Here is a 26,005-nt window from a genome sequence, read left to right on the forward strand (position 1 = left end):
CGCGTTCAAACCTGCGCGGTTTGACAACGCGCCGTCCGATACACCGGAAAGCGCACCGTGAAGGTGCTGCCGCGCCCTTCTTCGCTCTTCACTTCGAGTTGCGCATCGTGCCGTTGCAGCACGTGCTTGACGATCGCGAGACCGAGTCCGGTGCCGCCCGTGTCGCGCGAACGGCTGCGATCGACGCGATAGAAGCGCTCCGTGAGCCGCGGGATATCGGCGGCGGGAATGCCGAGCCCGCTATCGGTGACCGAGAACACCGCATGGCCGCCCTGCGCACGCCAGCTCACCTTGATCGAGCCGCCATCCGGCGTATAGCGGATCGCGTTCGTCACCAGATTGCCGAACGCGCTGAAAATCTCGGTTTCGACGCCGGTGACGGTCAGCGCCTCGTCGGCATCGAGAACGATCTTGTGATGATCGCTGGACAGGCTTTGAGCGTCGTCGCGCAGGTGCCGCAACACCGCGCGCATGTCGATCATCTGATCGCTCGGCGGCTTGTTGTCGCCTTCGAGCTTCGCGAGCACGAGCAGATCGCTGACGATATGACGCATGCGCGACGCCTGCTGCTCCATCAGCTCAAGGTAACGCGCGCGCTCGGCTTCGCCCAACGGCAGCTCGCGCATCGTCTCGAGAAAACCGGACAGCACGGTGAGCGGCGTTTTCAATTCGTGCGACACGTTGGCGACGAAGTCACGCCGCATCGCATCGGTGCGTTCGAGCTCGGTGATGTCCTGCGACAGCACCAGCTTGCGATTGTCGCCATAAGGAAACACCTGCACCGACAGCACGTTCTGGCGCTTGGCGCCCATGCCGCGCATGATCAGCATTTCCTCGTATCGATGCGAATTCAGATAGCGCACGAAATCCGGTTGACGCACCAGATGCGTGATGTGCTGACGCAAATCGCGCTTCGCATCGAGTCCGAAGTGGCTTTCGGAAATCGCATTGCACCACTCGATCTGATCGTGATCGTCGAGCATCGCGACACCGTTCGGCGACGCCTGGATCGCCTGGATGAAACGCGAATGCTGCTGCTCGACCTGGCGCACCTGTGCGTGCCAGCGCTTCGCGAGCTTGTGCAGACGGTAGTAGATTTCGCCCCAGATGCCGGGGGCGCTCGGCACTTCGCCGTACACCGGCGCATCGAGCAGACGCCACAGACGCTGCTTGTGGAAGGTACTGAAGGCGCTCTGTGCGAGCAGCATGACGATGGCGAGAGCGAGCCCAGCCTTGACGTTCACCAGTGCGCCGACCACCGCGCACAGAACAGCAAGCAGCACGACCGACACGATGGAGCGCGCCCAGATGATGTTCATGGTCTAGCGAACGAAGAGAAAAATGCAGCGCAGTAGGGAGGTGTGGCGGCAAAGCGCAACGCTGTGCAGTGCGCCGCCGACGGCTATCAGGCGCTCTTCGCCAGCCGGTAGCCGCTGCCGCGTACCGTTTCAATCATAGCATCGCACCCCGCCGGCTTGAGAGCCGCGCGCAGGCGCTTGATATGCACGTCGACGGTACGCTCCTCGACGAACACGTGATCGCCCCACACCTGGTCGAGCAGTTGCGTGCGGCTGTGCACGCGCTCCGGGTGCGTCATGAAGAAGTGCAGCAGACGGAATTCGGTCGGGCCGAGATCGAGCTTGATCTCGCTGCCTTCCGCATGCGCGGCGACACGGTGCGTGGCCGGATCGAGCTTCAGGCCGTTGATCGCGACGACGTCTTCGGTCAACTGCGGCGCGCGACGGCGCAGCACCGCCTTGATGCGCGCCATCAGTTCCTTCGGCGAGAACGGCTTCGTCACGTAGTCGTCGGCGCCGATCTCGAGGCCGAGCACCTTGTCCTGCTCGTCGCCGCGAGCGGTCAGCATGATGATCGGGATATGCTTCGTACGCTCGTTGTTGCGCAGATCGCGGGCGAACGAAATCCCCGATTTACCCGGCAACATCCAGTCGAGCAGCACGAGATCGGGCAGCACGTCGCTGATCAGGTTGTGCGCCTGCTCCGCGTTGTACGCGCGAATCGGGCAATGCCCGGCGTGTTGAAGATTGACCGAAATCAGTTCGGAAATGGCGGGCTCATCTTCAATGACGAGAATGCTGCTGGGCATCGGCACCTCTGTTCCTTATCTCTGGATTAGCTGAGCGCTTCGCGCTCGAGCGCGTCGCGCGACTGGTGCCGCACGTCGGTACCCTTCACGATGTAAATGATGAATTCAGCGATGTTCTTCGCGTGGTCGCCGATCCGCTCGATCGCCTTGGCGATGAACAGGAAGTCGAGGCCCACCGAGATCGAACGCGGATCTTCGGTCATATACGAAATCAGCTTGCGCACGAACGCGCGGAATTCCTCGTCGATCGCCTTGTCGTCGCGCACGATCTGCGCGGCGGCGACCGTGTCGAGACGCGCGAACGCGTCGAGCGCGCGACGCAGGATCGACACGGCCATTTCGCCGGACAGCTTGATCTCGGCGATGTTGATGGTGCGCGATGCACCGTCTTCCATCAGACGCTTGGTACGTTTCGCGATCTTTTCGGCCTCGTCGCCGGCGCGCTCGAGGTTCGTGATGGTCTTCGAGATCGCGATCAGCAAGCGCAGATCGCGCGCGGCCGGCTGACGGCGCGCGATGATGTTGCTGCACTCTTCGTCGATCTCGACTTCCATCCTGTTCAGACGGTCTTCGGCGACGATCACCTGCTCGGCGATGTCGAGGTCGAATTCGTTGAGTGCCTGCATCGCGTTGACGATCTGCGATTCGACGAGGCCGCCCATTTCGAGCACCTTCGACGAAACGAGGTTCAGGTCGGCGTCGAACTGGCTGGACAGATGTTTATCGGACATGTCGTACTCCGTTGTATTGCCCGGCGGATCAGCCGAAGCGGCCAGTGATGTAGTCCTCAGTTTCCTTGCGGACCGGCTTGATGAAGATCTTTTCGGTGTCGCCGAATTCGATCAGTTCGCCGAGGTACATATAGGCAGTGTAGTCCGAACAGCGGGCCGCCTGCTGCATGTTGTGCGTGACGATCACGACCGTGTAGTCGCTCTTGAGTTCAGCAATCAGCTCTTCGATGCGGCCCGTCGAGATCGGGTCGAGCGCCGAGCACGGCTCGTCGAGCAGCAGCACTTCGGGGCGAATCGCGATACCGCGCGCGATGCACAGACGCTGCTGCTGGCCACCCGACAAACCATAGCCGCTCTGGCCGAGCTTGTCCTTCACTTCGTTCCACAGCGCCGCCTTCGTCAGCGCCCATTCGACGCGGTCGTCCATTTCCGAGCGCGACAGCTTCTCGAACATCTTCACGCCGAACGCGATGTTGTCGTAGATCGACATCGGGAACGGCGTCGGTTTCTGGAACACCATGCCAATGCGCGCGCGCAGCAGCGAGATGTCCTGGCGCGTGGTCAGCAGGTTTTCGCCGTCCATCACGATTTCGCCTTCCGCGCGTTGCTCCGGGTAGAGCGCGTACATCTTGTTGAAGGTACGCAGCAGCGTGGACTTGCCGCAGCCCGACGGGCCGATGAACGCGGTCACCTTGCCTTCGGGAATCTGCAGATTGATGTTCTTCAGCGCGTGATACTTGCCGTAGAAGAAGTTGAGGTCCTTGACCTCGATCTTCGGACGCGACGGCGTTTGTGCGTGAGCGCTGCTTTCGGGGTCGGAGCCCGCGGGCGCGGCTGCGTGCCCGATCGGATTGAGTTGGGTTTCTGCCATGTTCATCGGATTCACTCCGCCCTTACTTGTTCGAGAAGATCGTGCGCGCGAGGATGTTCAGTCCCAGCACCGCGAGCGTGATCAGGAAGACACCGGCCCACGCGAGGGATTGCCACTGCGCGAACGGGCTCATCGCAAACTTGTAGATGGTGACCGGCAGGTTCGCGACCGGCTGGCCCATATCGACCGAGAAAAACTGGTTCGACAGCGCGGTGAAGAGCAGCGGCGCGGTTTCGCCGGCAATCCGCGCGACCCCGAGCAGCACACCGGTGACGATACCTGCGATCGACGCCTTCAGCGTGATCGACAGTACCATCCTCCACTTCGGCGTGCCGAGCGCGAACGCGGCTTCACGCATCGCGCTCGGCACGAGCTTCAGCATGTTTTCGGTGGTGCGGATCACGATCGGAATCTGCAGCAGCGCCAGCGCGAGCACGCCGGCCCAGCCGCTGAAGTGCCCCATCTTCGCGACGACGAGCGCGTAGACGAACAGACCGATGACGATCGACGGCGCCGACAGCAGGATGTCGTTGATGAAGCGGGTAATGTTCGCGAGCCAGCCTTTCTGGCCGTATTCGGCGAGATACACGCCCGCCATGATGCCGATCGGCGTGCCGATGAAGGTTGCGAGCGCGACCAGCATCAGGCTGCCGACGATCGCGTTGGCGAGACCGCCGCCGTCGGTATTCGGCGGCGGCGTCGACTGCGTGAACAGCTCGACCGACAGACCGCCGATACCGAGACGCAGCGTCGTATAGAGGATCCACACTAGCCACAGCAGGCCGAACGCCATCGCAGCAAGCGACAGCGTCAGCGCGAACGCGTTGGTCATGCGACGGCGCCCTTGCAGACGAACGCGCATCGTTTCGAGCGTCGCGGGGTCCTTCAGACCTGGCATGTTCAGAGACGGCCCGCTCATTTCGCGCCCTCCCCTTTCTCGAGACGCAGCAGCATGACTTTCGAAATCGCCAGCACGATGAATGTAATCACGAACAGGATCAGGCCGAGTTCCATCAGCGCCGACGTATGCAGGCCCGGGTCCGCTTCCGCGAACTCGTTGGCGAGCGCCGACGTGATGCTGTTGCCCGGCGAAAACAGCGAAATATTGTCGAGCAGATTGGTATTGCCGATCACGAACGTGACCGCCATCGTCTCACCCAGCGCGCGGCCGAGGCCGAGCATGATGCCGCCGATCACACCGCTCTTCGTGAACGGCAGCACGATCTTCCACATCACTTCCCACGTCGTGCAGCCGATACCGTACGCCGATTCCTTCAGCAGCACCGGCGTCACTTCGAACACGTCGCGCATCACCGCCGCGATGTACGGGATGATCATGATCGCAAGGATCACGCCCGCGCACAGAATGCCGATGCCGATCGGCGGACCCGCGAACAGCGCGCCGACGATCGGAATGCTGCCGAGCACCGCGCCGAGCGGCTTCTGGAACCACACCGCGAAGATCGGCGCGAACACGAGCAGACCCCACATGCCGTATACGATCGACGGAATCGCGGCGAGCAGTTCGATCGCGATGCCGAGCGGCCGGCGCAACCACGCGGGCGACAGTTCGGTCAGGAATAGCGCGATGCCGAAGCTAACAGGCACCGCGATGATCAGAGCGATGATCGACGTCGCGAGGGTGCCGTAGATCGGCACGAGCGCGCCAAATTGCTTGCTGGGTGGATCCCAGACCGGCGTCCACAGGAACGCGAGACCGAACTCGCGAATCGACGGCATCGATGAGATGATCAGCGATACGATGATGCCGCCGAGCAGCAACAGCGTGACGATGGCGGAAAGGCGTGCGAGGCCACCGAAGATCACATCGCCGGAGCGGCCAGGCGCTTTCTGCTGCGACCCGCTGCCAGGCGGAGTGGCCCGGCTCGTGCCGGACGCAAAATGAATATCGGACATGAGAGCCTGAGGGACCTGTTTCCAGTTGCCGGACGACACATGTCGGGCGGTCGGTGATGCATGCGGCGCATGCCGCTTGAAAGTCACAGGCCGTCCTCACACGAGGACGGCCGGGGTGCTACAGGGCGCGGTCCCGATCGACCGCGCCCACTTACGCGCGTTACTCGGAGAGCGTCTTGCCTGCCGAATCCTTCACCTTCTGCTTCCACTGCGTGCGAATCTCCGACACGACCGATTCCGGCAGCGAGATGTAGTCCAGATCGTTCGCAGCCTGACCGCCGTTCTTGAACGCCCAGTCGAAGAACTTCAGCGTTTCCGTGCCTTGCGGTGCCTTGTCCTGCGTCGTGTGCAGCAGCACGAACGTCGCGCCGACGATCGGCCATGCGTTCTTGCCCGGCTCGTTCGTCAGAATCTGGTAGAACGACTTCGACCAGTCAGCGCCAGCAGCCGCTGCCTTGAACGTTTCGGTCTGCGGCTCAACCACTGCGCCAGCTTCGTTCTTCATCGCGACGTAGTTCATGTGGTTCTGCTTCGCGTACGCCCATTCGACATAGCCGATCGCGCCCGGCAGACGCTGCACGAAAGCGGCGACGCCGTCGTTGCCCTTGCCGCCCGTGCCGGTCGGCCAGTTGACCGTCGAACCTTCACCGACCTTCGTCTTCCATTCCGGGTTGACCTTCGACAGATAGTTCGTCCAGATGAAACTGGTGCCCGAACCGTCAGCGCGACGCACCACGGCGATGTCCAGGTCCGGCAGCTTGACCTTCGGGTTCAGCGCGGCGATTGCCGGGTCGTTCCACTTCTTGATCTTGCCCAGGTAGATGTCGCCGAGCGCTTCACCCGACAGCACCAGTTCGCCCGGCTTCACACCCGGCACATTGACTGCCGGCACCACGCCGCCGACCACCGTCGGGAACTGGAACAGGCCGTCCTTGGCGAGTTCGTCGTCCTTCAGCGGAGCGTCCGAACCGGCGAAATCGACGGTCTTCGCGACGATCTGCTTCACACCGCCCGACGAACCGATACCTTGATAGTTAACCTTGCCGCCGCCGGACTTCTGATAAGCATCGGCCCACTTCGTGTAGATCGGTGCTGCGAACGTGCTGCCCGCGCCGGTGATGTCTGCGGCTTGCGCTGCGATTGCGAAGAGCGCGCCAGCGACGCCAGCGAACACGGTTTGCATCAATTTCATGAGACCTCCAAGGGGGTGTGAGCGTGTGGTGTGAGCGTGAAACTCGAACACCGCGAAGCTTAGGGTCTCTTTATGACAAAAACGTGACTGATCGTGAATCGGATGTGACAGTAATATTACCGGGTGAAAGGTGCCGGGATGGACTGATTGCGCCCGGCGCGAGGCAGGTCGCGCCGCATTATTCAAGGTAGGCGAAAAAGATGGGGCGCGAACGTTTGCGCGCTGCGTGAAGAGGGATTTTTGTGCGGGACGTGTCGATGTTTTGGCGGGTGCGCGTGAGGTTTCGCCGGGGCTCGCGATCGAGCCGAGGTTTGGGGGGAAGCCCGGCCTGATGGCGACGATCAGGCAGGCGCCGGCAAGCGATCGCCACCGCCCGCCGTCAACCCGGGAACCGATCAGGCCGTCGCTTCCCGCACGGCTTCGGCGATCGCTTCCGAATGTTGAAGCGCGTCCGCGAGGTTCTGCGCCTCCACCATCACGCGCAGTACCGGCTCGGTGCCCGAAGCGCGGATCAGCACACGACCGCGGCCGTCGAGCGCGCCTTCGGCCACCTTGATCGCGCTACGAATCGTCGCGCTGCCCTTCCAGTCCGCGCCGGGCTTCATGCGCACGTTGATCAGCTTCTGCGGGAACAGTGTGACGCCCTCGAGCAGATCGGCGAGCGATTTGCTGCTGCGCTGCATCGCCGCGAGCACGAGCAGCGCGGAGACGATTCCGTCGCCGGTCGAATGGCGATCGAGCGACAGAATGTGGCCCGAGCCTTCCGCCCCGAGTTGCCAACCGTGCTCGCGAAGCTGTTCGAGCACATAGCGGTCGCCGACCGCGGCGCGCACGAACTTAACGCCGGCGTTCTGCAGCGCGACCTCCACCGCCATGTTGGTCATCAGCGTTCCGACCGCTCCTTCTACATGGCCGGCGGTCGCGATACGGTCCTTGACCAGTACGTACAACAACTCGTCGCCATTAAACAGACGGCCGGATTCGTCGACGACCTGCAGACGGTCGGCGTCGCCATCGAGTGCGATACCGAGGTCCGCGTGGTTCGCGCGCACCGCGCGAACCAGCGCATCAGGCGCGGTCGCGCCGACGCCGTCGTTGATGTTGAAGCCGTTCGGCGAGACGCCGATCGGGATCACTTCTGCGCCGAGCTCATGGAACACATGCGGCGCGACGTCGTAGGCGGCGCCGTGCGCGCAATCGACGACGAGCTTCATGCCGCGCAGGTCGTACGCGGCCGGGAACGTGCTCTTGCAGAATTCGATGTAGCGGCCAGCGGCGTCGTCGAGACGACGCGCCTTGCCCAGTTGCTCGGAGGCCGCGCACGCAAGCGGCAGCTCGAGCTGCTCTTCGATCTGCGCTTCGACGTCGTCCGGCAGCTTGTTGCCGTCGGCCGAGAAGAACTTGATTCCGTTGTCGTAGTATGGGTTATGCGACGCGCTGATCACGACGCCCGCGGCAAGCCGCAGCGCGCGCGTCAGATAGGCGATGCCGGGTGTCGGCATCGGGCCGGCCAGCATCACGTCGACGCCGGCCGCCGAAAAGCCCGATTCGAGCGCGGCTTCGAGCATGTAGCCCGACACCCGCGTATCCTTGCCGATCAGGACTGTCGGCCGGGTGCCGGTTTTGGCCCACTGATCGGCGCCCGCGAGCACCTTGCCTGCCGCGTAGCCGAGTCGCAACACGAATTCCGGTGTGATCGGGCCTTCGCCGACCTTGCCTCGGATGCCGTCCGTTCCGAAGTAACGACGTGCCATGATTGTTCTCCCTGTTTGTGGCTGCGGGTTCAACCGTGCGCGCGGCTCTGCCTGGTTGCGTCGCGCAGGGTTGCCCATACTTTCAATGCATCGAGTGTTTGCGCGACGTCGTGTACGCGCAAAATCGCGGCGCCCCGCTCGGCCGCGCACACCGCCGCGGCGATGCTGCCGGCCACGCGCTCCGGCGCCGGCCGCCCCGTGACCGCGCCAATCATCGACTTACGCGACATGCCCGCAAGAATCGGATACGGCGCTGCGGCGCGTGGCGCCGTGTCGCGCAGATGCGCGAGCAACGCGTAGTTGTGCTCGACGACGGTCTTGCCGAAGCCGAAACCCGGATCGACGCTGATGCGCTCGCGCCCAATCCCCGCCTGCTGCAACGTCGCGACACGCTCCTCGAGGAAATGGCGGACGTCGCTGACAACGTCGCCATAGTGCGGCTCGCCGAGCTGCATGGTCTGAGGCTCACCCAGCATATGCATCACACAAAGGCCGCAGTCGCTGTCGCGCACCGCGTCGATCGCGCCGGGCATGCGGAAGCCCCAGATGTCGTTGATCAGGTCGGCGCCCGCGCTCAACGCATGACGCATCACTTCCGGCTTGTACGTATCGACCGACAACGGCACGTTCGCACCGCGCAGTTGCTCGACGAGCGGTATCACGCGCTGCAGCTCTTCGTCGAGCGGCACCGGCGGCGCGCCGGGACGCGTCGATTCTCCGCCGATATCGATGATGTCCGCGCCCTCGAGCATCATGCGCTCGGCCTGGCGCAGCGCATCGCCGCGCATCGCGTACATCCCGCCATCGGAGAAGGAATCGGGCGTAACGTTCAGGATGCCCATGACCAACGGGCGTTCAAACGTCAGCTTGAATCGGCCGCATTGCAGCGGCTCTGGAACGGGTACGGAAGAAGAATCGACTTTCGACACGTAGCAATGCTTCACTTGGAACGGATAAATGCAAAACGGGCCGGTGTGTAGCACACCGGCCCGCACTTTCTACTGGCTGCCGATCAGGCCGGCGCGGTTGCGCTGCCCGGCTTGACTTCGGTGCCCGGGCTGCCGCCCGACGAGGCGTCGCTTGCCGACGGCGGCGAGCTTTTCGGTGAACGCGGCGGACGGCCAGCCATGATGTCGTTGATCTGATCGGCGTCGATCGTCTCCCACTCCATCAATGCGGCGGTCATCGCTTCGACCTTGTCGCGGTTCCCTTCGAGCAGGCGCCGTGCGAGATTGTACTGCTCGTCCAACACATGGCGGATTTCCGCGTCGACCTTCTGCTGCGTCGCTTCCGAAATGGTCCGCGTAAAGCCGCGGCCGAACGGCGAAGCCTCGTTTTCGTCGTCGACATAGACCATCGGCCCGAGCGCGTCCGTCATGCCGAAGCGGGCAACCATTGCGCGGGCCGTCTGCGTCGCCTTGTTGAAGTCGTCCGACGCGCCGGTGCTGATCAGGTTCAGGAACAGCTCTTCCGCGACGCGGCCACCGAACAGAATGGCAAGTCGGTCGAGCAGATATTCCTTCGAGTACGTTTCGTTGTCATGCTCCGGCAACTGCCACGTGACGCCCAGCGCGCGGCCGCGCGGAATGATCGTGACCTTGTGCACCGGATCGGCCTTCGGCAACAGCTTCGCGATCACGGCGTGACCCGATTCGTGATACGCGGTAGCACGCTTCGATTCTTCGCGGATCACGGCCGACTTGCGCTCCGGCCCCATGAAGATCTTGTCCTTTGCGTCCTCGAAGTCCGTCATTTCGACGATGCGCTTGCCGCGGCGCGCCGCGAATAGTGCTGCCTCGTTGACGAGATTCGCGAGATCGGCGCCCGAGAAACCCGGCGTGCCGCGCGCGATCACTGCCGCATCAACGTCGTTCGAGATCGGCACCTTGCGCAGGTGCACCTTCATGATGTGCTCGCGGCCGCGAATATCGGGCAGACCCACGTACACCTGACGGTCGAAACGGCCCGGACGCAAGAGCGCCTTGTCGAGCACATCCGAACGGTTCGTCGCGGCGATCACGATGACGCCCGAGTTCGCCTCGAATCCGTCCATTTCGACGAGCATCTGGTTCAGCGTCTGTTCGCGCTCGTCGTTACCGCCGCCCATGCCGGCGCCGCGATGACGACCGACTGCGTCGATTTCGTCGATGAACACGATACACGGCGCGTGCTTCTTGGCCTGCTCGAACATGTCGCGCACACGAGCCGCGCCGACACCGACGAACATTTCGACGAAGTCCGAGCCCGAAATACTGAAGAACGGCACCTTCGCCTCGCCGGCGATAGCGCGCGCGAGAAGCGTCTTACCCGTTCCCGGCGGGCCAACGAGCAGCACGCCGCGCGGAATACGACCACCGAGCTTCTGGAATTTCTGCGGATCGCGCAGGAAGTCGACGAGTTCCGACACTTCTTCCTTGGCTTCGTCGCAACCGGCGACGTCGGTGAAATTGATTGCGTTGTTGTTCTCGTCGATCAGTCGCGCGCGCGACTTTCCAAACGAGAAGGCCCCGCCTTTGCCGCCCCCCTGCATCTGTCTCATCATGTAGAACCAGAAACCGATGATCAGGATCGTCGGCCCGAGGTAATACAGCACGGACATCAGTGCATTGGGTTCGTCGTCAGCCTTGCCGCTCACCTGTACGCCATACTTCATCAGATCGCCGACCATCCAGATGTCGCCGGGCGACACGATCTGGTACTTCTGGCCGTCTGCTGGAGTGACCGTGAGGTTCCGCCCCTGGACAATGACGTTCTTGACTTTGCCGTTCTTCGCGTCGTCCATGAACTGCGAATAGGAAACACCTTCCTGGACACGGGGCTTGTCGAACTGCTTGAACACCGTAAACAGCACCAGTGCGATCACCAGCCACACTGCTGCTTTCGAAAACATATTGTTGTTCAAAGCACCACTCCTTCACTTAGACGGGCGCCTACATTTGCCTTGCGGCACCACTAAAGCATTCTAATCCAGTCCGCAGACCCCTGCCATAACGTTTCACTACCACGAAAATAGGTAGCGGCCCGGCTCGACGCCAGTCTCCAACGCATCGGGCTCGTTATTGGCAGAGGTGAAAAATGGATCGCCGCACCCCTATGCGGGACGCTTCAAATGCTTACCCAAAATAAATGTTTCTGACGATTTATCCCGCGACGCCTTCGGCTTGCGGGCCGCCACCACCTTGAATTGGCGCTTGAACTTTTCGACAATCTGACTATAACCGCTGCCGTGAAAGCATTTGACTAAAAGGGCACCATCCGATTTCAGGTGATTTTGCGTGAATTCCAGTGCGAGATCGCATAAGTGCTCGATCCGCGCCGCATCCGCGATCGCCACGCCAGACAGGTTGGGCGCCATATCCGAAATTACAAGGTCTACCTGGCGCGCACCGACCAATTCTTCGAGCTGGACCAGTACCGAGTCTTCGCGGAAATCACCTTGGATGAAGTGCACGTCGGCCACGGGCTCCATTGGCAGAATGTCTAGAGCGATGATCGTGCCGTCGATGCCACCTTCGCGCTCCAGGTTGCGCTGCGAGCCACCCGCGAGCTTGTTGCGCGCGTACTGGCTCCAGCTGCCCGGCGACGAACCCAGATCGACGATCACCTGCCCCGGACGGATCAGCTTGTCCTGCTCGTCGATTTCCTTCAGCTTGTAGGCCGCTCGGGCGCGATAGCCTTCCCGCTGCGCCATTTTGACGTACGGATCGTTGATGTGGTCATGCAGCCACGCGGTGTTGAACTTGTTTTTTGCCATTAAAGATTGAACTGTTGCTGCGTCGGGTCGCGCTTTAGGGGATAATACGCGGTTAATTCGCGCGGCCACCGCCACACTGGCGGCTATCCGCGATTCTGTTGTTCTGACGCGCGCCCTGCCGAATCAAGCCGCCCGAATCGCTCGGACAAAACGCAGGAGCCGCCATTTTAGTCGAGTCTCCCACTTTCCATGCCAGCCCTCAAAGTCTCTTCCGACCAACGCGCCGAGTTGCGCTCCCAGGCACATGCGCTCAAACCGGTCGTGCTCGTCGGGGCCGAAGGCTTGACCGACGCTGTGCTCACCGAAATCAAGGTGCATCTCGCGGCACACCAGCTGATCAAAATCCGCGTGTTCGGCGATGAGCGCGACGAACGCATCGCCATCTACGAAGAAATCTGCGACACCCTGTACGCGGCGCCGATCCAGCATATCGGCAAGCTGCTCGTGATCTGGAAGCCCGAATCGGCACAGCCCGCGGCAAAAGCGAAGCGCGGCGCGTTGCCGAGCGCCCGCGAAGCGGCAGCCGAAGAAGCCCGGCCGGCCAAGGGGCGCGCGCCGCGCGTCGTCAAGGTCGTCAAGCCGACCGACGTGCCGATGCGCAAGCCGCGAGCCAAAGCGGTGCTGGTGCGCGGCAATGAACGCGTGACGCAGGGTGGCAACATCAAGCGTGCGAAGAAGCGTCAAACCAGCGCGAAGCGCTCGCATCAGTCGAAGTAGGAGAACATGCGGCCACGGTGCGGACCGACTCCGCACCGCGCGACTGAATCGCAGTTGGCCACCGGATTTCGCGACGATTAGCCGCGACTCGACGCTCATCGCGGGCATCGGCACCAACCCGCGGCAATAGCGCGGCGTCACACCACTAGCCATCAGAGTCACCCGCGAACTTCAGCCAGCCACCTTCCTCGCAACATCGCGCGCGCCCTCTTCGTCGGCCGCCACACCAACACGCGACGGCAGCAGCCACACGAGCGCAAGACCCAGCAGGCTCTCGATCAGATAGAACAGACTCGACACGCCATGCAGGATGCCGAATCGCGTCGCATAAACGGAATGCCCGACGTCGCTGCCCGCCTCCACCGCGGCGACGCGCATCGCGTTCATGAACGGCTGCAACGCGAAATAGCCAACAAGCACGCATCCGAGCATACCGGCGAGCAGCCAGCGCAAGCGGCGATACTCGCCACTGCCGCGCCGCACGAGCAGATTGGCGAGACCGAGCAGCAAAATGCCGCACACGACGCCAATCACACCCTGAACCCGAAACAGCTGCGCGGCAACGGCACCCGCCGTCATCCGGTCGAGCGTCGTGAATAGCACGGGCGCGACCGCGTAGCCGATAGTCAACAGACTACCGACCCACGCGACCGTCAACAGGCGGAAAAAACGATGCGGCATCAGAGACACCGGCGTCACCCTCAGATGTAGCTGACCGCGATGATTTCGTATTCGCGCACGCCGCCAGGCGCCTGCACCGACGCGACATCGCCTTCCGACTTGCCGATCAGCGCGCGCGCAATCGGCGAGCTGATCGAGATCAGGCCGTGATCGATGTCTGCTTCGTCATCGCCGACGATCTGGTATTTGACCGACGCGCCCGACGCGAGGTCCTCGAGCTCGAGCGTCGCGCCGAACACCACGCGCCCGTCCGCTTCCACTTGCGACGGATCGATCACCTGCGCGCCCGCGAGCTTCGACTCGATTTCGGCGATGCGGCCTTCGATGAAGCCCTGCTTTTCCTTCGCAGCGTCGTATTCCGCGTTTTCCGACAGATCGCCCTGGGCGCGCGCTTCCGCGATCGAGTTGATCACGGCCGGACGTTCAACCGATTTCAGGCGCTGCAATTCATCGCGCAGCATGTCTGCGCCGCGCTTCGTCAATGGAATAGTGCTCATAAACAACTCTGGAGGCAAAAAACGGCCATAAAAAAAATCACCGCGGTTAAGTGCATTCCGCGAAAGCCGCCGCCCGTGCACAGACCCGGGCCGCAGCACCTGCGGAACGCCGCTTAACCGCGGCACTTACATCTTGGACAGGAAGTCGAAGCCCTAGTTTAGGCGAGCATGGAGTCCTTGTAAATCATAGACTTCCAGGTTCTTCAGATAGCGAAGACCCTCCACCGCCGCGCGCGCGCCCGACATCGTCGTGTAGTACGTGACCTTGTTCGCCTGCGCGCTCATGCGGATCGAGCGGGAATCGGCGATCGCCGCGCGCGTTTCGTCGACCGTCGTGAAGACGAGCGCGATCTCGCCGTTCTTGATCATATCGACGATGTGCGGACGGCCGTCCTTCACCTTGTTGACGACCTTGACCGGCACGCCGGCCGCTTCGATCGCGGCAGCCGTGCCCTTGGTCGCGACGATCGGATAGCCGAGCTCGTGGAGCATGCGCGCGACTTCGACTGCCTTCGGCTTGTCGGCGTCCATCACGGTCAGGAGCACCGTGCCCGATTCCGGCAGACGCGAACCCGCCGCGAGCTGCGACTTGAACAGCGCCTCGCCGAACGTCTGGCCGACGCCCATCACTTCGCCGGTCGAACGCATTTCAGGTCCGAGCACCGGGTCGACCGCCGGGAACTTGACGAACGGGAACACTGCTTCCTTCACGCTGAAGTACGGCGGTTCGACTTCCTTCGTCACGCCTTGCGCTGCGAGCTTCTGGCCGACCATCGCGCGCGCCGCGATCTTCGCGAGCGGCAGGCTGGTCGCCTTCGACACGTACGGCACCGTGCGCGACGCGCGCGGGTTCACTTCGAGCACATAGATGATGTCGTCCTTCGAACCGTCAGCCCGCGGTACCTGCTGGATCGCGAACTGCACGTTCATCAGTCCGATCACATTCAGCGCCTTCGCCATCGCGGCGGTCTGGCGCTTCAGTTCGGCGACCGTCGCCTTCGACAGCGAATACGGCGGCAGCGAGCAGGCCGAGTCGCCCGAGTGCACGCCCGCCTGTTCGATGTGCTCCATCACGCCGCCGATGAACACGGCCTCGCCATCCGAAATGCAATCTACGTCGCATTCGATTGCGTCGTTCAGGAAGCGATCGAGCAGCACCGGCGAGTCGTTCGACACCTTGACGGCCTCGCGCATATAGCGTTCGAGGTCGCGCGGCTCGTGGACGATTTCCATCGCGCGGCCGCCCAGCACGTACGACGGACGCACGACGAGCGGATAGCCGATTTCGTCGGCGAGCTTCAGCGCTTCGTCTTCGGCGCGCGCGGTGCGGTTCGGCGGCTGACGCAGACCGAGCGCTTGCAGCAGCTTCTGGAAGCGCTCGCGGTCTTCGGCCGCGTCGATCATGTCCGGCGACGTACCGATGATCGGCACGCCGTTCGCCTCGAGATCGAGCGCGAGCTTCAGCGGTGTCTGGCCGCCGTACTGCACGATCACGCCGACCGGTTTTTCCTTGTCGACGATTTCGAGCACGTCTTCGAGCGTCAGCGATTCGAAGTAAAGACGGTCGGAGGTGTCGTAGTCGGTCGAAACGGTTTCCGGGTTGCAGTTGACCATGATTGTTTCATAGCCGTCCTCGCGCATCGCGAGCGCGGCATGCACGCAGCAGTAGTCGAACTCGATACCCTGGCCGATCCGGTTCGGGCCACCGCCCAGCACCATGATCTTCTTGTTGCTGGTCGGATTCGCTTCGCACTCTTCCTCGTAGGTCGAGTACATGTACGCGGTCCTGGTCGCGAACTCAGCCGCACAGGTATCGACGCGCTTGTACACCGGACGCACGTTCAGCTCGATACGGCGCGCGCGCACGTCCGCCGGCTTCGCGCCGAGCAGCTTGCCCAGACGACGATCCGAGAAGCCGCTCTGCTTCAGATACTTCAACTCTTCTTTCGTGAGGCTCGCGAGCGTGTGGCCCGTCAGCGCCTTTTCCTTCAGCACGATCTGTTCGATCTGCGCGAGGAACCACGGGTCGATCGCGGTCTCCTCGAAGATCTCTTGCGCGCTCATGCCGACACGGAACGCGTCGCCGACATACCAGATGCGATCCGGACCGGCTTCGCCGATCTCGCGGATGATCTCGTCGCGATTGGTGGTCTTTTCGTCGAGACCGTCGACGCCGACTTCGAGGCCGCGCAGCGCTTTCTGAAACGACTCCTGGAACGTGCGGCCGATCGCCATGACTTCGCCGACCGATTTCATCTGCGTGGTCAGGCGCGAATCGGCTTCACGGAATTTCTCGAACGCGAACCGCGGGATTTTCGTGACGACGTAGTCGATCGTCGGTTCGAACGACGCCGGGGTCTGGCCGCCGGTGATTTCGTTCTTGAGTTCATCCAGCGTATAGCCGACAGCGAGCTTTGCCGCGACCTTCGCGATCGGGAAGCCGGTTGCCTTGGACGCCAGCGCCGACGAGCGCGACACGCGCGGATTCATTTCGATCACGATCATCCGGCCGTCATTCGGATTGATCGAGAATTGCACGTTCGAGCCGCCCGTGTCGACGCCGATCTCGCGCAGCACCGCGAGCGATGCGTTACGCAGGATCTGGTATTCCTTGTCGGTCAGCGTCTGCGCTGGCGCGACCGTGATCGAGTCGCCGGTGTGGATGCCCATTGGGTCGAGGTTTTCGATCGAGCAGACGATGATGCAGTTATCCGCCTTGTCGCGGACCACTTCCATCTCGTACTCTTTCCAGCCGAGCAGCGACTCTTCGATCAGCAGTTCGCGCGTCGGCGACAGGTCGAGACCGCGCTTGCAGATCTCTTCGAATTCGTCGCGGTTGTACGCGATACCGCCCCCCGAGCCGCCCAGCGTGAACGACGGACGGATAACGACCGGATAGCCGCCGCTGCCAGTTTCCGCGGCGATCTTCGCCTGCACCTGCAGCGCTTCTTCCATCGAATGCGCGGTGCCCGATTTGGCCGAACCGAGGCCGATCCTGGTCATCGCGTCCTTGAACTTCTGGCGGTCTTCCGCCATGTCGATCGCTTCCGGCGATGCACCGATCAGCTCGACCTCGTACTTCGCCAGCACGCCGTGCGCGTGCAGATCGAGCGCGCAGTTCAGCGCGGTCTGGCCGCCCATCGTCGGCAGGATCGCGTCCGGGCGCTCCTTCGCGATGATGCGCTCGACCACTTCCCACGTGATCGGCTCGATGTAAGTCACGTCGGCCGTGTTCGGGTCGGTCATGATCGTCGCCGGATTGCTGTTGACGAGAATGACCTTGTAGCCTTCCTCACGCAGCGCCTTGCATGCCTGCGCGCCCGAATAGTCGAACTCGCACGCCTGGCCGATGATGATCGGACCCGCGCCGATGATGAGGATGCTCTTGATGTCTGTCCGCTTCGGCATAACGCTCTCGCTAATGTATTCCTGAATTCTTTCCGTCGGCGCGCGCAGTTTTGAGAATGCGCGCGCTGTTTCGCAGCGTGCCCGCAGCGTGGAGCCGCCGGCCGCAGCGGCCGCCGCGAGCCGTCTCCGGCTGGTCTTTGCGGCCGGCCTTACTGCTTCAAGCCGCTGCGCTGTTGCCGGCCTTCTGCGCGTCCATCAGCGCGGTGAAGCGGTCGAACAGGTACGCGATATCGTTCGGACCGGGCGACGCTTCCGGGTGGCCCTGGAAGCAGAACGCCGGCTTGTCGGTCAGCGTGAAGCCCTGCAGCGTGCCGTCGAACAGCGAAACGTGGGTCACGCGCGCATTGGCGGGCAGCGTGTCGGCATCGACCGCGAAGCCGTGGTTCTGCGACGTGATCACCACGCGGCCGTCTTCGAGATCCTTGACCGGATGATTCGCACCGTGGTGGCCGGTCTTCATCTTCATGGTCCTGGCGCCGACCGCGAGGCCCATGATCTGGTGGCCGAGGCAAATACCGAAGGTCGGGATGCCACGCTCGATGAACTCCTTCGTCGCCGCGATCGCGTAGTCGCACGGTTCCGGGTCGCCGGGGCCGTTCGACAGGAACACGCCGTCCGGGTTGAGCGCGAGCGCGTCAGCGGCGCTCGATTGCGCCGGCAGCACGGTGACATGGCAGCCGCGCTCGGCCAGCATGCGCAGGATGTTCTGCTTGACGCCGTAGTCGAATGCGACCACCCGGTACTTCGGCGCCTTCTGCTCGCCGTAGCCCGTGCCCAGACGCCATTCAGTTTTGGTCCACTCGTAGGTTTCCTGGGTCGACACGACTTTCGCGAGGTCCATGCCCGCAAGGCCCGGGAACGAGCGTGCGAGTTCGATGGCCTTGGCTTCGTCGTCGGAACCAGCGAGGATCGCGCCGTTTTGCGCGCCTTTGTCGCGCAGTACGCGGGTCAGCTTGCGGGTGTCGATGCCGGCGATCGCGACCACGCCTTCGTCCTGCAGATATTGGGGGAGCGTGCGCTCCATGCGGAAGTTTGACGCGAGAACCGGCAGATCACGGATGATCAGGCCGGCGGCATGGACTTTCGTCGCTTCGACGTCTTCGGCGTTCACGCCGACGTTGCCGATATGCGGGTACGTGAGGGTCACGATCTGGCGCGCGTAGCTCGGGTCAGTCAGGATTTCCTGATAGCCGGTAATGGCGGTGTTGAACACGACTTCACCGATGGTATGCCCGGGGGCGCCGATCGAATAACCACGAAAGACCGTGCCGTCGGCGAGCGCGAGCAAAGCGGGAGAAAATGACGGCAACACGGGAGACTCCTTGGGGGAACACCCTGTTGCCACCTGTCGATCCGATTGCAAGCCGCAGCGAAACACATGCTGGATGCGCGCGCAGACTCGCTCGCGAGCTGCCGGTGACGCTGCAAGGGGCGCGATGGTCCAATGTGTGGACGACTCGGCTGGGTGCGGGGCCCTTCTTGCTACGCCAATGGCGCGCGGCGGATGAACGGTATGGGGGAGGTAGGCGCTAGGGTGCGGGTTGATAAGCTCAAACCTTGAAATTATAGCCTGAATCCGCCCTTCCCTCCAAATCCGAGATAGGACACGAACCCCGGACGGCCTGCCGAGCGGACGATCAAAGCCTTGCCAGGCGGCGGAGCGAGATCTTTGCCACGCACTTCCATACGGCTCGAGGGCACGACGTTGGCGGGAACGGAACAGCCGTGGCGGCCCGTCCCTCCGACGCAAGAGCCGACGCGCCGCCGCTCAAGCCTCCTGTTTCGCGCGCATCTCGGCCGACTGGGCAAGTTGCCGACCGGGCAACACGTACCAGATCGCGCTCAGCACCTGCAGCGCGACGAGGATTTCCCACGCGCTCAGATGCGCGATCACCGGGTAATGTCCGCCGCTGGCCGGCCAGTGCGACAGCACCGCGCCGACGCCGATCTGAAAACCGAAGATCAGCAGAAAAATGATCAGCGTCAGCGTCGTGTTGACCCGCCCGATCATCTGCGGCGGGAAATGCTGCGCCATCACCGCATAACTCAAAATGCCGGTGCCGCCGAAGATCCCGTAGGCGGCCCACAGCAGGCTTGCCGGCAACGGCGCGTTGAACATGATCAGCATCTGCGTCAGCACGTACAGCGCCATGCCGATGCCGCAGAACGCGTGCAGCGAGATGCCGCGCCGCTCGAGGCTACGCGCGGCCGCGCCGAACCCGACGCAGCCGGCCATCATCGCGAAGCCGAGAATCGACACGAGCGCCGCCGCCCGGCGTGGCTCGAAGCCTTGTACATCGCGCAGCCATGCTCCGACCCACAACGACTGCATCGCGTAAAAAACGCCTTGCGTAACGACCGAAAACGACGCGATTTTCCAGAACGCCGCGCTGCGCAAGATGTGCCACGTGCCCTTGAACTGCGCGACGAGGTTCGCCTGACGATGCGTTTCGCGCGCGTCCGGCGCGAGCGTCCATTGTGCGAGCGCGACCATCAGCGTCAGTACGCCGAGCCCGACGCAGACCGGGCGCCAACCGGAGAAACCGAGCACCCAGGTGAGCGGCGAGCCGACCATCACGCCACCGAACCCACCGATCGCCATCACGAGCCCGTTCATCAATGGCAGACGCGCCACCGGAAAATGCTGCGCGAGCGCCTTGAACGCGGCGCCGAGACACACGGACACGCCGACGCCGATCAGCAACCGCCCGACCATCATCATGCCGAGACTGTGCGCGGCGCCGAATACCCAGATGCCGAGCGCGGCAAAAAGCAGCGTGGCAGCCGTCACGCGACGTGCGCCGAAGTGGTCGAGCAGCACGCCGGCGGGGATCTGCGCGCCCGCGAAACCGAGGAAATACAGACTGGTTAGCACACCCAGATCGGCGGCGGACAGACCGAGATCGCGCGTGATGAACGGCGCGAAACCGAGATTGACGCCACGAAACACGTAAGAGACGAAGTAGCCGGCGGAAAAAAGCAGAAAGACGCGCAGTCGGGTCGACGACATAAATCAGGAAGTAAGCCTGGAAATGATCTCAAGAACCTCGCCTGAGGTTCGGACGGATCGGGACAGGACGGCACCGAACGGCCAATGTGACCGAAGCACGAACAATAAAGTAAATACGGCCAACCCGCAGGAATCGTCCGCACAATGAAAAACGCCGTCACCCTAAGGGGACGGCGTTGCATGAACACGGTGCGTGATCGGAGCGCAATCCATGCGCTGCCCCCGCAACGCATGTGGTCACTACCGTGGGAGCCGCTATTGGTCTATTTACCCTTCTTCTTCGCGTTGGCCGCGGTCTTCGGGCGGCTCTCTGCCGCGGCCTTCGACGCCTTGCCGGGCACCGAGGCCGACACCTTCTCGACCTTGCCCTTGGTGGCAACGGGCGCCGCCGGCTTGTCACCCTTACCGCCCGGCTCGGAGACCTTGACGATGGCTGAATGGCCGCGCCCTTTCTTCTTATCGTAGCGCGAATAGCCGTGTGTGTCTGCGGCACGGACGCCAATCTTCTGCACGCTGCCGCCTTGCACGTCGGCGGCGATTTTTTCAGGACCTGGCTCGTTCGGCACCGACTTGCCGACCGGCACGTGCAGCACGACGACCTGACCGCGCGAAACCTGATCGCGATGCGTCTTGTTCCACGCTTTCAACTGACCGACCGACACGCCATAGCGCAGCGCGATGGCGGCCATCGACTGATTGCGGCGCACGCGGATCAGCATCTTGCGCGTGTCGGGGACGTCGGGCTCCATCGCGAGCACCGCGCTCTCGGCAACGTCGGCGCTGATGTCCTCGTCGTCGTCCGAGCCGCGCGGCACGACGATCGTCGAGCCCGGCTTCAGGCGCATGCCGACGGGAATCTTGTTCACCTCCATCAGCGTGTCGGCGTCGACGCCGATTTTCTGCGCGATCGCCGCGGGCGTCGCGCGTTCGTCGACCGTGTAGGTGGTCCAGGACGACAGCGAGCCCGAGTACGTTTTCAGATTGCGCTCGAACGCGGACGCGTTGTCGAACGGCAACAGGATCTGCGGCTGCGTCGCGCCGAGAATCACCGGCTTCTTGAACGACGGGTTCAGCGAACGGAACTCGTCCGTCGACATATTCGCGAGCCGCGCGGCGATGTCGACGTCGATGTCGTGCGAGGTCGTCACGGTCACGAAGTACGGGTGATTCGGAATAGACGGCAGCGTGAGCCCGTACATCTGCGGGTTCATCACGAGGTTTTTGACCGCCTGCAGCTTCGGCACGTAGTTGCGCGTTTCGCTCGGCATACGCAGGCTCAGGTAGTCGGTCGGCAGACCCGCCGCCTCGTTACGCGCGATCGCGCGCTGCACGTTGCCCTCGCCCCAGTTATACGCGGCGAGGGCGAGTTGCCAGTCGCCGAACATGTCGTGCAGGTTCGACAGGTAGTCGAGCGCGGCGCTGGTCGACGCGAGCACGTCGCGGCGCTCGTCCTGCCACATGTTCTGCTTCAGGTTGTAAGTGCGACCCGTGCCCGGCATGAACTGCCACATACCAGCCGCCTTGGCGACCGACAAAGCCTGCGGGCTATACGCAGATTCGATGAACGGCAGGAGCGCGAGCTCGGTCGGCATATGGCGAGCCTCGAGCTCCTCGACGATGTGATACAGGTATTTCTGCGAGCGCTCGGTCATGCGCTGCACGTAATCGGGACGCTGTAGATACCAGTTGAGCTGCATGTCGACGAGATCGCTCTGCAGGTCCGTCATCTGGAAGCCACGACGAATGCGGCCCCACAGATCGGCGTCCTGGCTCGTCAACTGATTGACGGAGCTCTGGTCGACATTGATGGTTTCTTTAGCGGTGGCGTTCTTGCGAAGGGCGTCGGCTACGGCTTGCTGGCTGGCGGAGTTATTGGCGGTGTTCGTCGTCGGTCCCTGGCTCGCGCACGCGGCGAGTGTCAGGACCAATAACGCACTTAAGATGAATCGCATGAACGTCTCGGTTTCCACAAGGGGCTGGAATTTGCAGCCGATAGTACGAAACGTCAACGTTTCCGTCAATCGGAAAATCGAGAAAAAAATCAACCAAATCTTGGGCTTGGCGAATTCTTCCGATTCATCGCGTGAAGAAGCGCCGAATGCCCTCCGGATCAATGGAAGCGGTTCTTCCATTCGCGCATCAATGTGAAGGCTTTCAGCCGGTCGGACACCGTCTCGTGCAATTGTGCTTCAAGGTTCGATTGGATCGCCGGCTCGCCGGCTCGCAGGAACGGATTGACCGCGCGCTCGTGCGCGATCGTGGTCGGCAATGTCGGCTGACGGCGGGCGCGTAGCTCGTTCGCCTTGTCGCGCCACGCTTGCAGTTCGGCGTTGTGCGGCTCGCAAACGAGCGCGAAGCGAATGTTCGACAGCGTGTATTCGTGCGCGCAATGCATTTCGGTTTCGCCGGGCAGCGCGGCGAGTGCATCGAGCGAGTTCAGCATCTGCTGCGGCGTGCCTTCGAAAAGGCGCCCGCAGCCGCACGCGAACAGCGTGTCGCCACAAAATACGTGCGGCGTGCCGCGCGAATCGGCCGCGTGGAAATAAGCAATGTGTCCGCTCGTGTGGCCCGGCACGTCGAGCACGCTGAATTCGAGTGCGGGTGCCGCGATCGTAACGTGATCGCCGTTTTTGAGACGATGCGTCAGGTGCGCGATCGCTTCGCCGGCGGGGCCATAGACCGGCACGTCCTGGCCGTTCAGCAGATCGGCCACCCCGCCGACGTGGTCTTGATGATGGTGCGTGAGTAAAATAGCGCTCAGCCGCCAGCCTCGTTGGGCCAGACAGGCGCGCACTGGGGCGGCTTCGCCCGGATCGACGACGACCGCGTGGTGTCCGTCGGCAATGATCCAGATGTAATTGTCTTCAAACGCCGGGACCGGTACGTACTCGAGCGCATTCATAGGCGACGCATTTTTAATATGACTGACCGAGCGATTATAGACTGGCCCGCCTGGACCGATTCGCCGCCAGGCCGCTACGTGCTCGACTGGGAGCAAACCCAGCTCGACCGCGTGGTGTCGGACATGTTCGGCTATCATGCGCTGCAACTCGGCCTGCCGCAGCTTGACGCGCTGCGCGAGAACCGCATGCCGTGCCGCGGCCTCGTGCTCGACGCGGCGAGCGGCGCGAGCGCGCCGTACACGTATCCGCGCTCGGCACGTCGTGGCAGCGCGAGCGGCATCAGCGGCGCGGGCATAGCTGGCGGCGACAATCCCGCGAATGCCGCGTCAGGCGCCCTTGGTCTGCACGCGCCGGCCGGGCGCAGCGCGGTCTGGTGCGACCTGCTCGATCTGCCTTTCGAAGCGCAAAGCGTCGACCTGCTCGTGATGCCGCACACGCTCGAATTCACCAGCGACCCGCACCGGCTGCTGCGCGAAGCCGAACGCGTACTGGTGCCCGAAGGCCAGCTGATCATCCTCGGCTTCAACTCGTTGTCGCTGTGGGGCGTACGGCAGTCGATCGGCAAGATGACAGGCCGCCCGTTCGTGCCCGCCGCCGTCGACCTGATCGCGTTCACGCGCCTGAAGGACTGGATCAAGCTGCTCGGCTTCGACCTTGAACGCGGACGCTTCGGATGCTATCGTCCGCCGCTCGCGAGCGATCAATGGCTCGCGCGTTACGGCTTCATGGAAGCCGCCGGCGACCGCTGGTGGCCGATTTTCGGCGCCACCTACATGATCAAGGCGATCAAGCGCGTGCGCGGCATGCGCCTCGTTGGGCCGCTGAAAGTTAAAAAGCCCGTCCTCGCAGCGGGTCTCGCGCCCGCCACCCCGAACACACGTAACCATAGCGAATGACTCCGGATCACATCGACATCTATACCGACGGCGCCTGCAAGGGCAATCCCGGCCCTGGCGGCTGGGGCGCGTTGCTGCGCTTCGGCAGCCAGGAAAAAGAACTGTTCGGCGGCGAGGCCAACACGACCAACAATCGCATGGAGCTGATGGGCGTGATTTCCGCGCTCGAGGCGTTGAAGCGCCCGTGCAAGGCGATCGTGCACACCGACTCGCAGTACGTACAGAAGGGCATCAGCGAGTGGATTCACGGCTGGAAGAAGAAAGGCTGGGTCACCGCGGCGAAGCAGCCGGTCAAGAACGCCGATCTGTGGAAGCGGCTCGATGCGCTCGTCGCGCAACACGAGGTGGAATGGCGCTGGGTGCGCGGCCACAACGGACATCCGGAAAACGAACGCGCCGATCAGTTGGCCAATCGCGGCGTGGCATCGCTCGCGCAGTTGTAAGGAGACTGCGCGCGTCAGCAACGACGCGCAGCGCCCTCTCCACTTTTTTCTGCAATTTTTTCGAAGCTGGCTAATCCGACATGCGTCAACTGATCCTCGATACCGAAACGACCGGCCTGAACGCCCGCGGCGGCGACCGGATTCTCGAACTGGGTTGCGTCGAACTGGTGAACCGCCGGCTGACCGGCAACAACCTGCACTTCTATATCAACCCGGAGCGCGATAGCGATCCGGGCGCACTCGCGGTGCACGGCCTCACCACGGAATTTTTGAGCGACAAGCCGAAGTTCGCCGAGATCATCGACCAGTTCCGCGACTTCATCCAGGACGCGGACCTGATCATCCACAACGCGCCCTTCGACATCGGCTTCCTCGACGCCGAGTTCGCGCTGCTCGGTCTGCCGCCGGTGAACACGCACTGCGGCGAGATCATCGACACGCTCGCGCAAGCCAAGCAGATGTTCCCCGGCAAGCGCAATTCGCTCGATGCGCTGTGCGACCGCTTCGGCATCAGCAATGCGCACCGCACGCTGCACGGCGCGCTACTCGACTCGGAACTGCTCGCAGAAGTCTATCTGGCGATGACGCGCGGCCAGGAAAGCCTCGTCATCGACATGCTTGGTGAAGCGCAGACCGGAGGCGATACGCACGCGCCGCGCGTCGCGCTCGACTTGCTGGAACTGGTCGTGATCGCTGCGAGCGACGTCGAAAGCGCCGCGCACGAAGCGGTGCTCGACGGTCTCGACAAAGCAATCAAAGGTATCAGCGTCTGGCGTACTGAACCCGCGCCCGCAACGGATGAGCAAACTGCTTGAAAAAGACTGGACGTACCCGGAAATCCCTGACATAATTTGACTCTCTTCGGGTGGTTAGCTCAGCGGTAGAGCACTGCCTTCACACGGCAGGGGTCACTGGTTCGATCCCAGTACTACCCACCAGATTCTTGGTGTGTCGATCACCGAAGACAAAAGGGCTTACGTAGCAATGCGTAAGCCCTTTTTCTATTTGCCGGCAATTCTTCGCGTGCGCCATCCGAGGTACTGCTGGCCGTAGAACCACGTCGTTCCGTAGGTTGGCGAGCGCCCCGCCTTGTTGCTATATTCGGCGAACGGGCATTCGCCCGA

The 26,005-nt window shown here is 62.8% G+C and carries 22 protein-coding genes and 1 tRNA gene; 5 read left to right on the top strand and 18 right to left on the bottom strand.

Annotated elements, in window-relative coordinates; all coding sequences use genetic code 11:
• Positions 1 to 5 precede the first annotated feature (5 nt).
• The 11 genes from phoR to OKW43_RS26835 form a co-directional block, all read right to left on the bottom strand.
• Positions 6 to 1,319 carry a phosphate regulon sensor histidine kinase PhoR gene (phoR, locus tag OKW43_RS26785; protein ID WP_187634855.1) on the bottom strand — a complete coding sequence of 438 codons (1,314 nt, stop codon included), beginning with the start codon at positions 1,317 to 1,319 and terminating at the stop codon, positions 6 to 8.
• 86 nt (positions 1,320 to 1,405) lie between these two features.
• Entirely contained in the window at positions 1,406 to 2,107 is a 702-nt protein-coding gene (gene phoB / locus OKW43_RS26790; protein WP_008922879.1) for a phosphate regulon transcriptional regulator PhoB, read from the bottom strand.
• Between the two features lie 26 nt (positions 2,108 to 2,133).
• Positions 2,134 to 2,838: a phosphate signaling complex protein PhoU gene (phoU, locus tag OKW43_RS26795; protein WP_187634854.1), complete on the bottom strand. Its 705-nt coding sequence runs from the start codon at positions 2,836 to 2,838 to the stop codon at positions 2,134 to 2,136.
• 28 nt (positions 2,839 to 2,866) lie between these two features.
• Positions 2,867 to 3,709, bottom strand: coding sequence for a phosphate ABC transporter ATP-binding protein PstB (gene pstB, locus OKW43_RS26800; protein WP_376776370.1), 843 nt, complete (start codon positions 3,707 to 3,709; stop codon positions 2,867 to 2,869).
• Between the two features lie 22 nt (positions 3,710 to 3,731).
• Positions 3,732 to 4,628: a phosphate ABC transporter permease PstA gene (gene pstA / locus OKW43_RS26805; RefSeq protein WP_429450774.1), complete on the bottom strand. Its 897-nt coding sequence runs from the start codon at positions 4,626 to 4,628 to the stop codon at positions 3,732 to 3,734.
• Positions 4,625 to 5,626 carry a phosphate ABC transporter permease PstC gene (gene pstC / locus OKW43_RS26810; protein ID WP_187634851.1) on the bottom strand — a complete coding sequence of 334 codons (1,002 nt, stop codon included), beginning with the start codon at positions 5,624 to 5,626 and terminating at the stop codon, positions 4,625 to 4,627. The genes pstA and pstC overlap by 4 nt, the downstream gene beginning before the upstream one ends.
• Positions 5,627 to 5,786: 160 nt before the next feature.
• Positions 5,787 to 6,818: a phosphate ABC transporter substrate-binding protein PstS gene (gene pstS, locus OKW43_RS26815; RefSeq protein WP_187634850.1), complete on the bottom strand. Its 1,032-nt coding sequence runs from the start codon at positions 6,816 to 6,818 to the stop codon at positions 5,787 to 5,789.
• Positions 6,819 to 7,213: 395 nt separating this feature from the next.
• Positions 7,214 to 8,572 (bottom strand): phosphoglucosamine mutase, encoded by a 1,359-nt coding sequence (glmM, locus tag OKW43_RS26820; protein WP_187634849.1) that lies wholly within the window; start codon positions 8,570 to 8,572, stop codon positions 7,214 to 7,216.
• A gap of 29 nt (positions 8,573 to 8,601) precedes the next feature.
• The gene (gene folP / locus OKW43_RS26825) at positions 8,602 to 9,501 is read right to left on the bottom strand and encodes a dihydropteroate synthase (RefSeq protein WP_376776366.1); all 900 of its coding nucleotides are present in this window, start codon (positions 9,499 to 9,501) and stop codon (positions 8,602 to 8,604) included.
• Between the two features lie 83 nt (positions 9,502 to 9,584).
• Complete coding sequence (gene ftsH, locus OKW43_RS26830) at positions 9,585 to 11,474, bottom strand: ATP-dependent zinc metalloprotease FtsH (RefSeq protein ID WP_187634848.1); 1,890 nt, start codon at positions 11,472 to 11,474, stop codon at positions 9,585 to 9,587.
• Between the two features lie 189 nt (positions 11,475 to 11,663).
• Positions 11,664 to 12,326, bottom strand: a complete 663-nt coding sequence (locus OKW43_RS26835; protein ID WP_187634847.1) for an RlmE family RNA methyltransferase — start codon at positions 12,324 to 12,326, stop codon at positions 11,664 to 11,666.
• A gap of 189 nt (positions 12,327 to 12,515) precedes the next feature.
• Between OKW43_RS26835 and OKW43_RS26840 the strand changes: the two genes are divergently transcribed.
• Complete coding sequence (locus tag OKW43_RS26840) at positions 12,516 to 13,043, top strand: YhbY family RNA-binding protein (protein ID WP_187634846.1); 528 nt, start codon at positions 12,516 to 12,518, stop codon at positions 13,041 to 13,043.
• A gap of 171 nt (positions 13,044 to 13,214) precedes the next feature.
• Here OKW43_RS26840 and OKW43_RS26845 read toward each other — a convergent pair whose 3' ends face one another.
• From OKW43_RS26845 to gloB, 7 genes are all read right to left on the bottom strand, one after another.
• The gene (locus OKW43_RS26845; RefSeq protein ID WP_187634845.1) at positions 13,215 to 13,724 is read right to left on the bottom strand and encodes a DUF4149 domain-containing protein; all 510 of its coding nucleotides are present in this window, start codon (positions 13,722 to 13,724) and stop codon (positions 13,215 to 13,217) included.
• A gap of 20 nt (positions 13,725 to 13,744) precedes the next feature.
• Positions 13,745 to 14,221: a transcription elongation factor GreA gene (greA, locus tag OKW43_RS26850; protein ID WP_187634844.1), complete on the bottom strand. Its 477-nt coding sequence runs from the start codon at positions 14,219 to 14,221 to the stop codon at positions 13,745 to 13,747.
• 153 nt (positions 14,222 to 14,374) lie between these two features.
• Positions 14,375 to 17,629 (bottom strand): carbamoyl-phosphate synthase large subunit, encoded by a 3,255-nt coding sequence (gene carB / locus OKW43_RS26855; protein ID WP_187634843.1) that lies wholly within the window; start codon positions 17,627 to 17,629, stop codon positions 14,375 to 14,377.
• A gap of 157 nt (positions 17,630 to 17,786) precedes the next feature.
• Positions 17,787 to 18,941 carry a glutamine-hydrolyzing carbamoyl-phosphate synthase small subunit gene (carA, locus tag OKW43_RS26860; protein WP_187634842.1) on the bottom strand — a complete coding sequence of 385 codons (1,155 nt, stop codon included), beginning with the start codon at positions 18,939 to 18,941 and terminating at the stop codon, positions 17,787 to 17,789.
• A gap of 456 nt (positions 18,942 to 19,397) precedes the next feature.
• Positions 19,398 to 20,639 (bottom strand): MFS transporter, encoded by a 1,242-nt coding sequence (locus OKW43_RS26865; RefSeq protein ID WP_429450780.1) that lies wholly within the window; start codon positions 20,637 to 20,639, stop codon positions 19,398 to 19,400.
• Between the two features lie 263 nt (positions 20,640 to 20,902).
• Positions 20,903 to 22,591 (bottom strand): transglycosylase SLT domain-containing protein, encoded by a 1,689-nt coding sequence (locus tag OKW43_RS26870; protein ID WP_429450782.1) that lies wholly within the window; start codon positions 22,589 to 22,591, stop codon positions 20,903 to 20,905.
• Between the two features lie 158 nt (positions 22,592 to 22,749).
• Complete coding sequence (gene gloB, locus OKW43_RS26875; protein WP_429450784.1) at positions 22,750 to 23,541, bottom strand: hydroxyacylglutathione hydrolase; 792 nt, start codon at positions 23,539 to 23,541, stop codon at positions 22,750 to 22,752.
• Between the two features lie 18 nt (positions 23,542 to 23,559).
• On the opposite strand from gloB, the gene OKW43_RS26880 reads away from it, so the two are divergent.
• The 4 genes from OKW43_RS26880 to OKW43_RS26895 all read left to right on the top strand — a co-directional run bounded on the left by OKW43_RS26880 (position 23,560) and on the right by OKW43_RS26895 (position 25,819).
• Positions 23,560 to 24,438, top strand: coding sequence for a class I SAM-dependent methyltransferase (locus OKW43_RS26880; protein ID WP_187634838.1), 879 nt, complete (start codon positions 23,560 to 23,562; stop codon positions 24,436 to 24,438).
• Positions 24,435 to 24,881 carry a ribonuclease HI gene (rnhA, locus tag OKW43_RS26885; RefSeq protein ID WP_187634837.1) on the top strand — a complete coding sequence of 149 codons (447 nt, stop codon included), beginning with the start codon at positions 24,435 to 24,437 and terminating at the stop codon, positions 24,879 to 24,881. Before OKW43_RS26880 ends, rnhA begins: the two co-directional genes overlap by 4 nt.
• An 80-nt stretch (positions 24,882 to 24,961) precedes the next feature.
• On the top strand, positions 24,962 to 25,696 hold the full coding sequence (dnaQ, locus tag OKW43_RS26890) for a DNA polymerase III subunit epsilon (protein ID WP_187634836.1): 735 nt from the start codon (positions 24,962 to 24,964) through the stop codon (positions 25,694 to 25,696).
• 48 nt (positions 25,697 to 25,744) lie between these two features.
• Positions 25,745 to 25,819 (top strand) — tRNA-Val (locus tag OKW43_RS26895).
• The last annotated feature ends 186 nt before the right edge of the window (positions 25,820 to 26,005 follow it).

Origin of the sequence: Paraburkholderia sp. WC7.3g, from assembly GCF_050436345.1 — a bacterium.
Taxonomy (GTDB): Bacteria; Pseudomonadota; Gammaproteobacteria; order Burkholderiales; family Burkholderiaceae; genus Paraburkholderia; species Paraburkholderia podalyriae.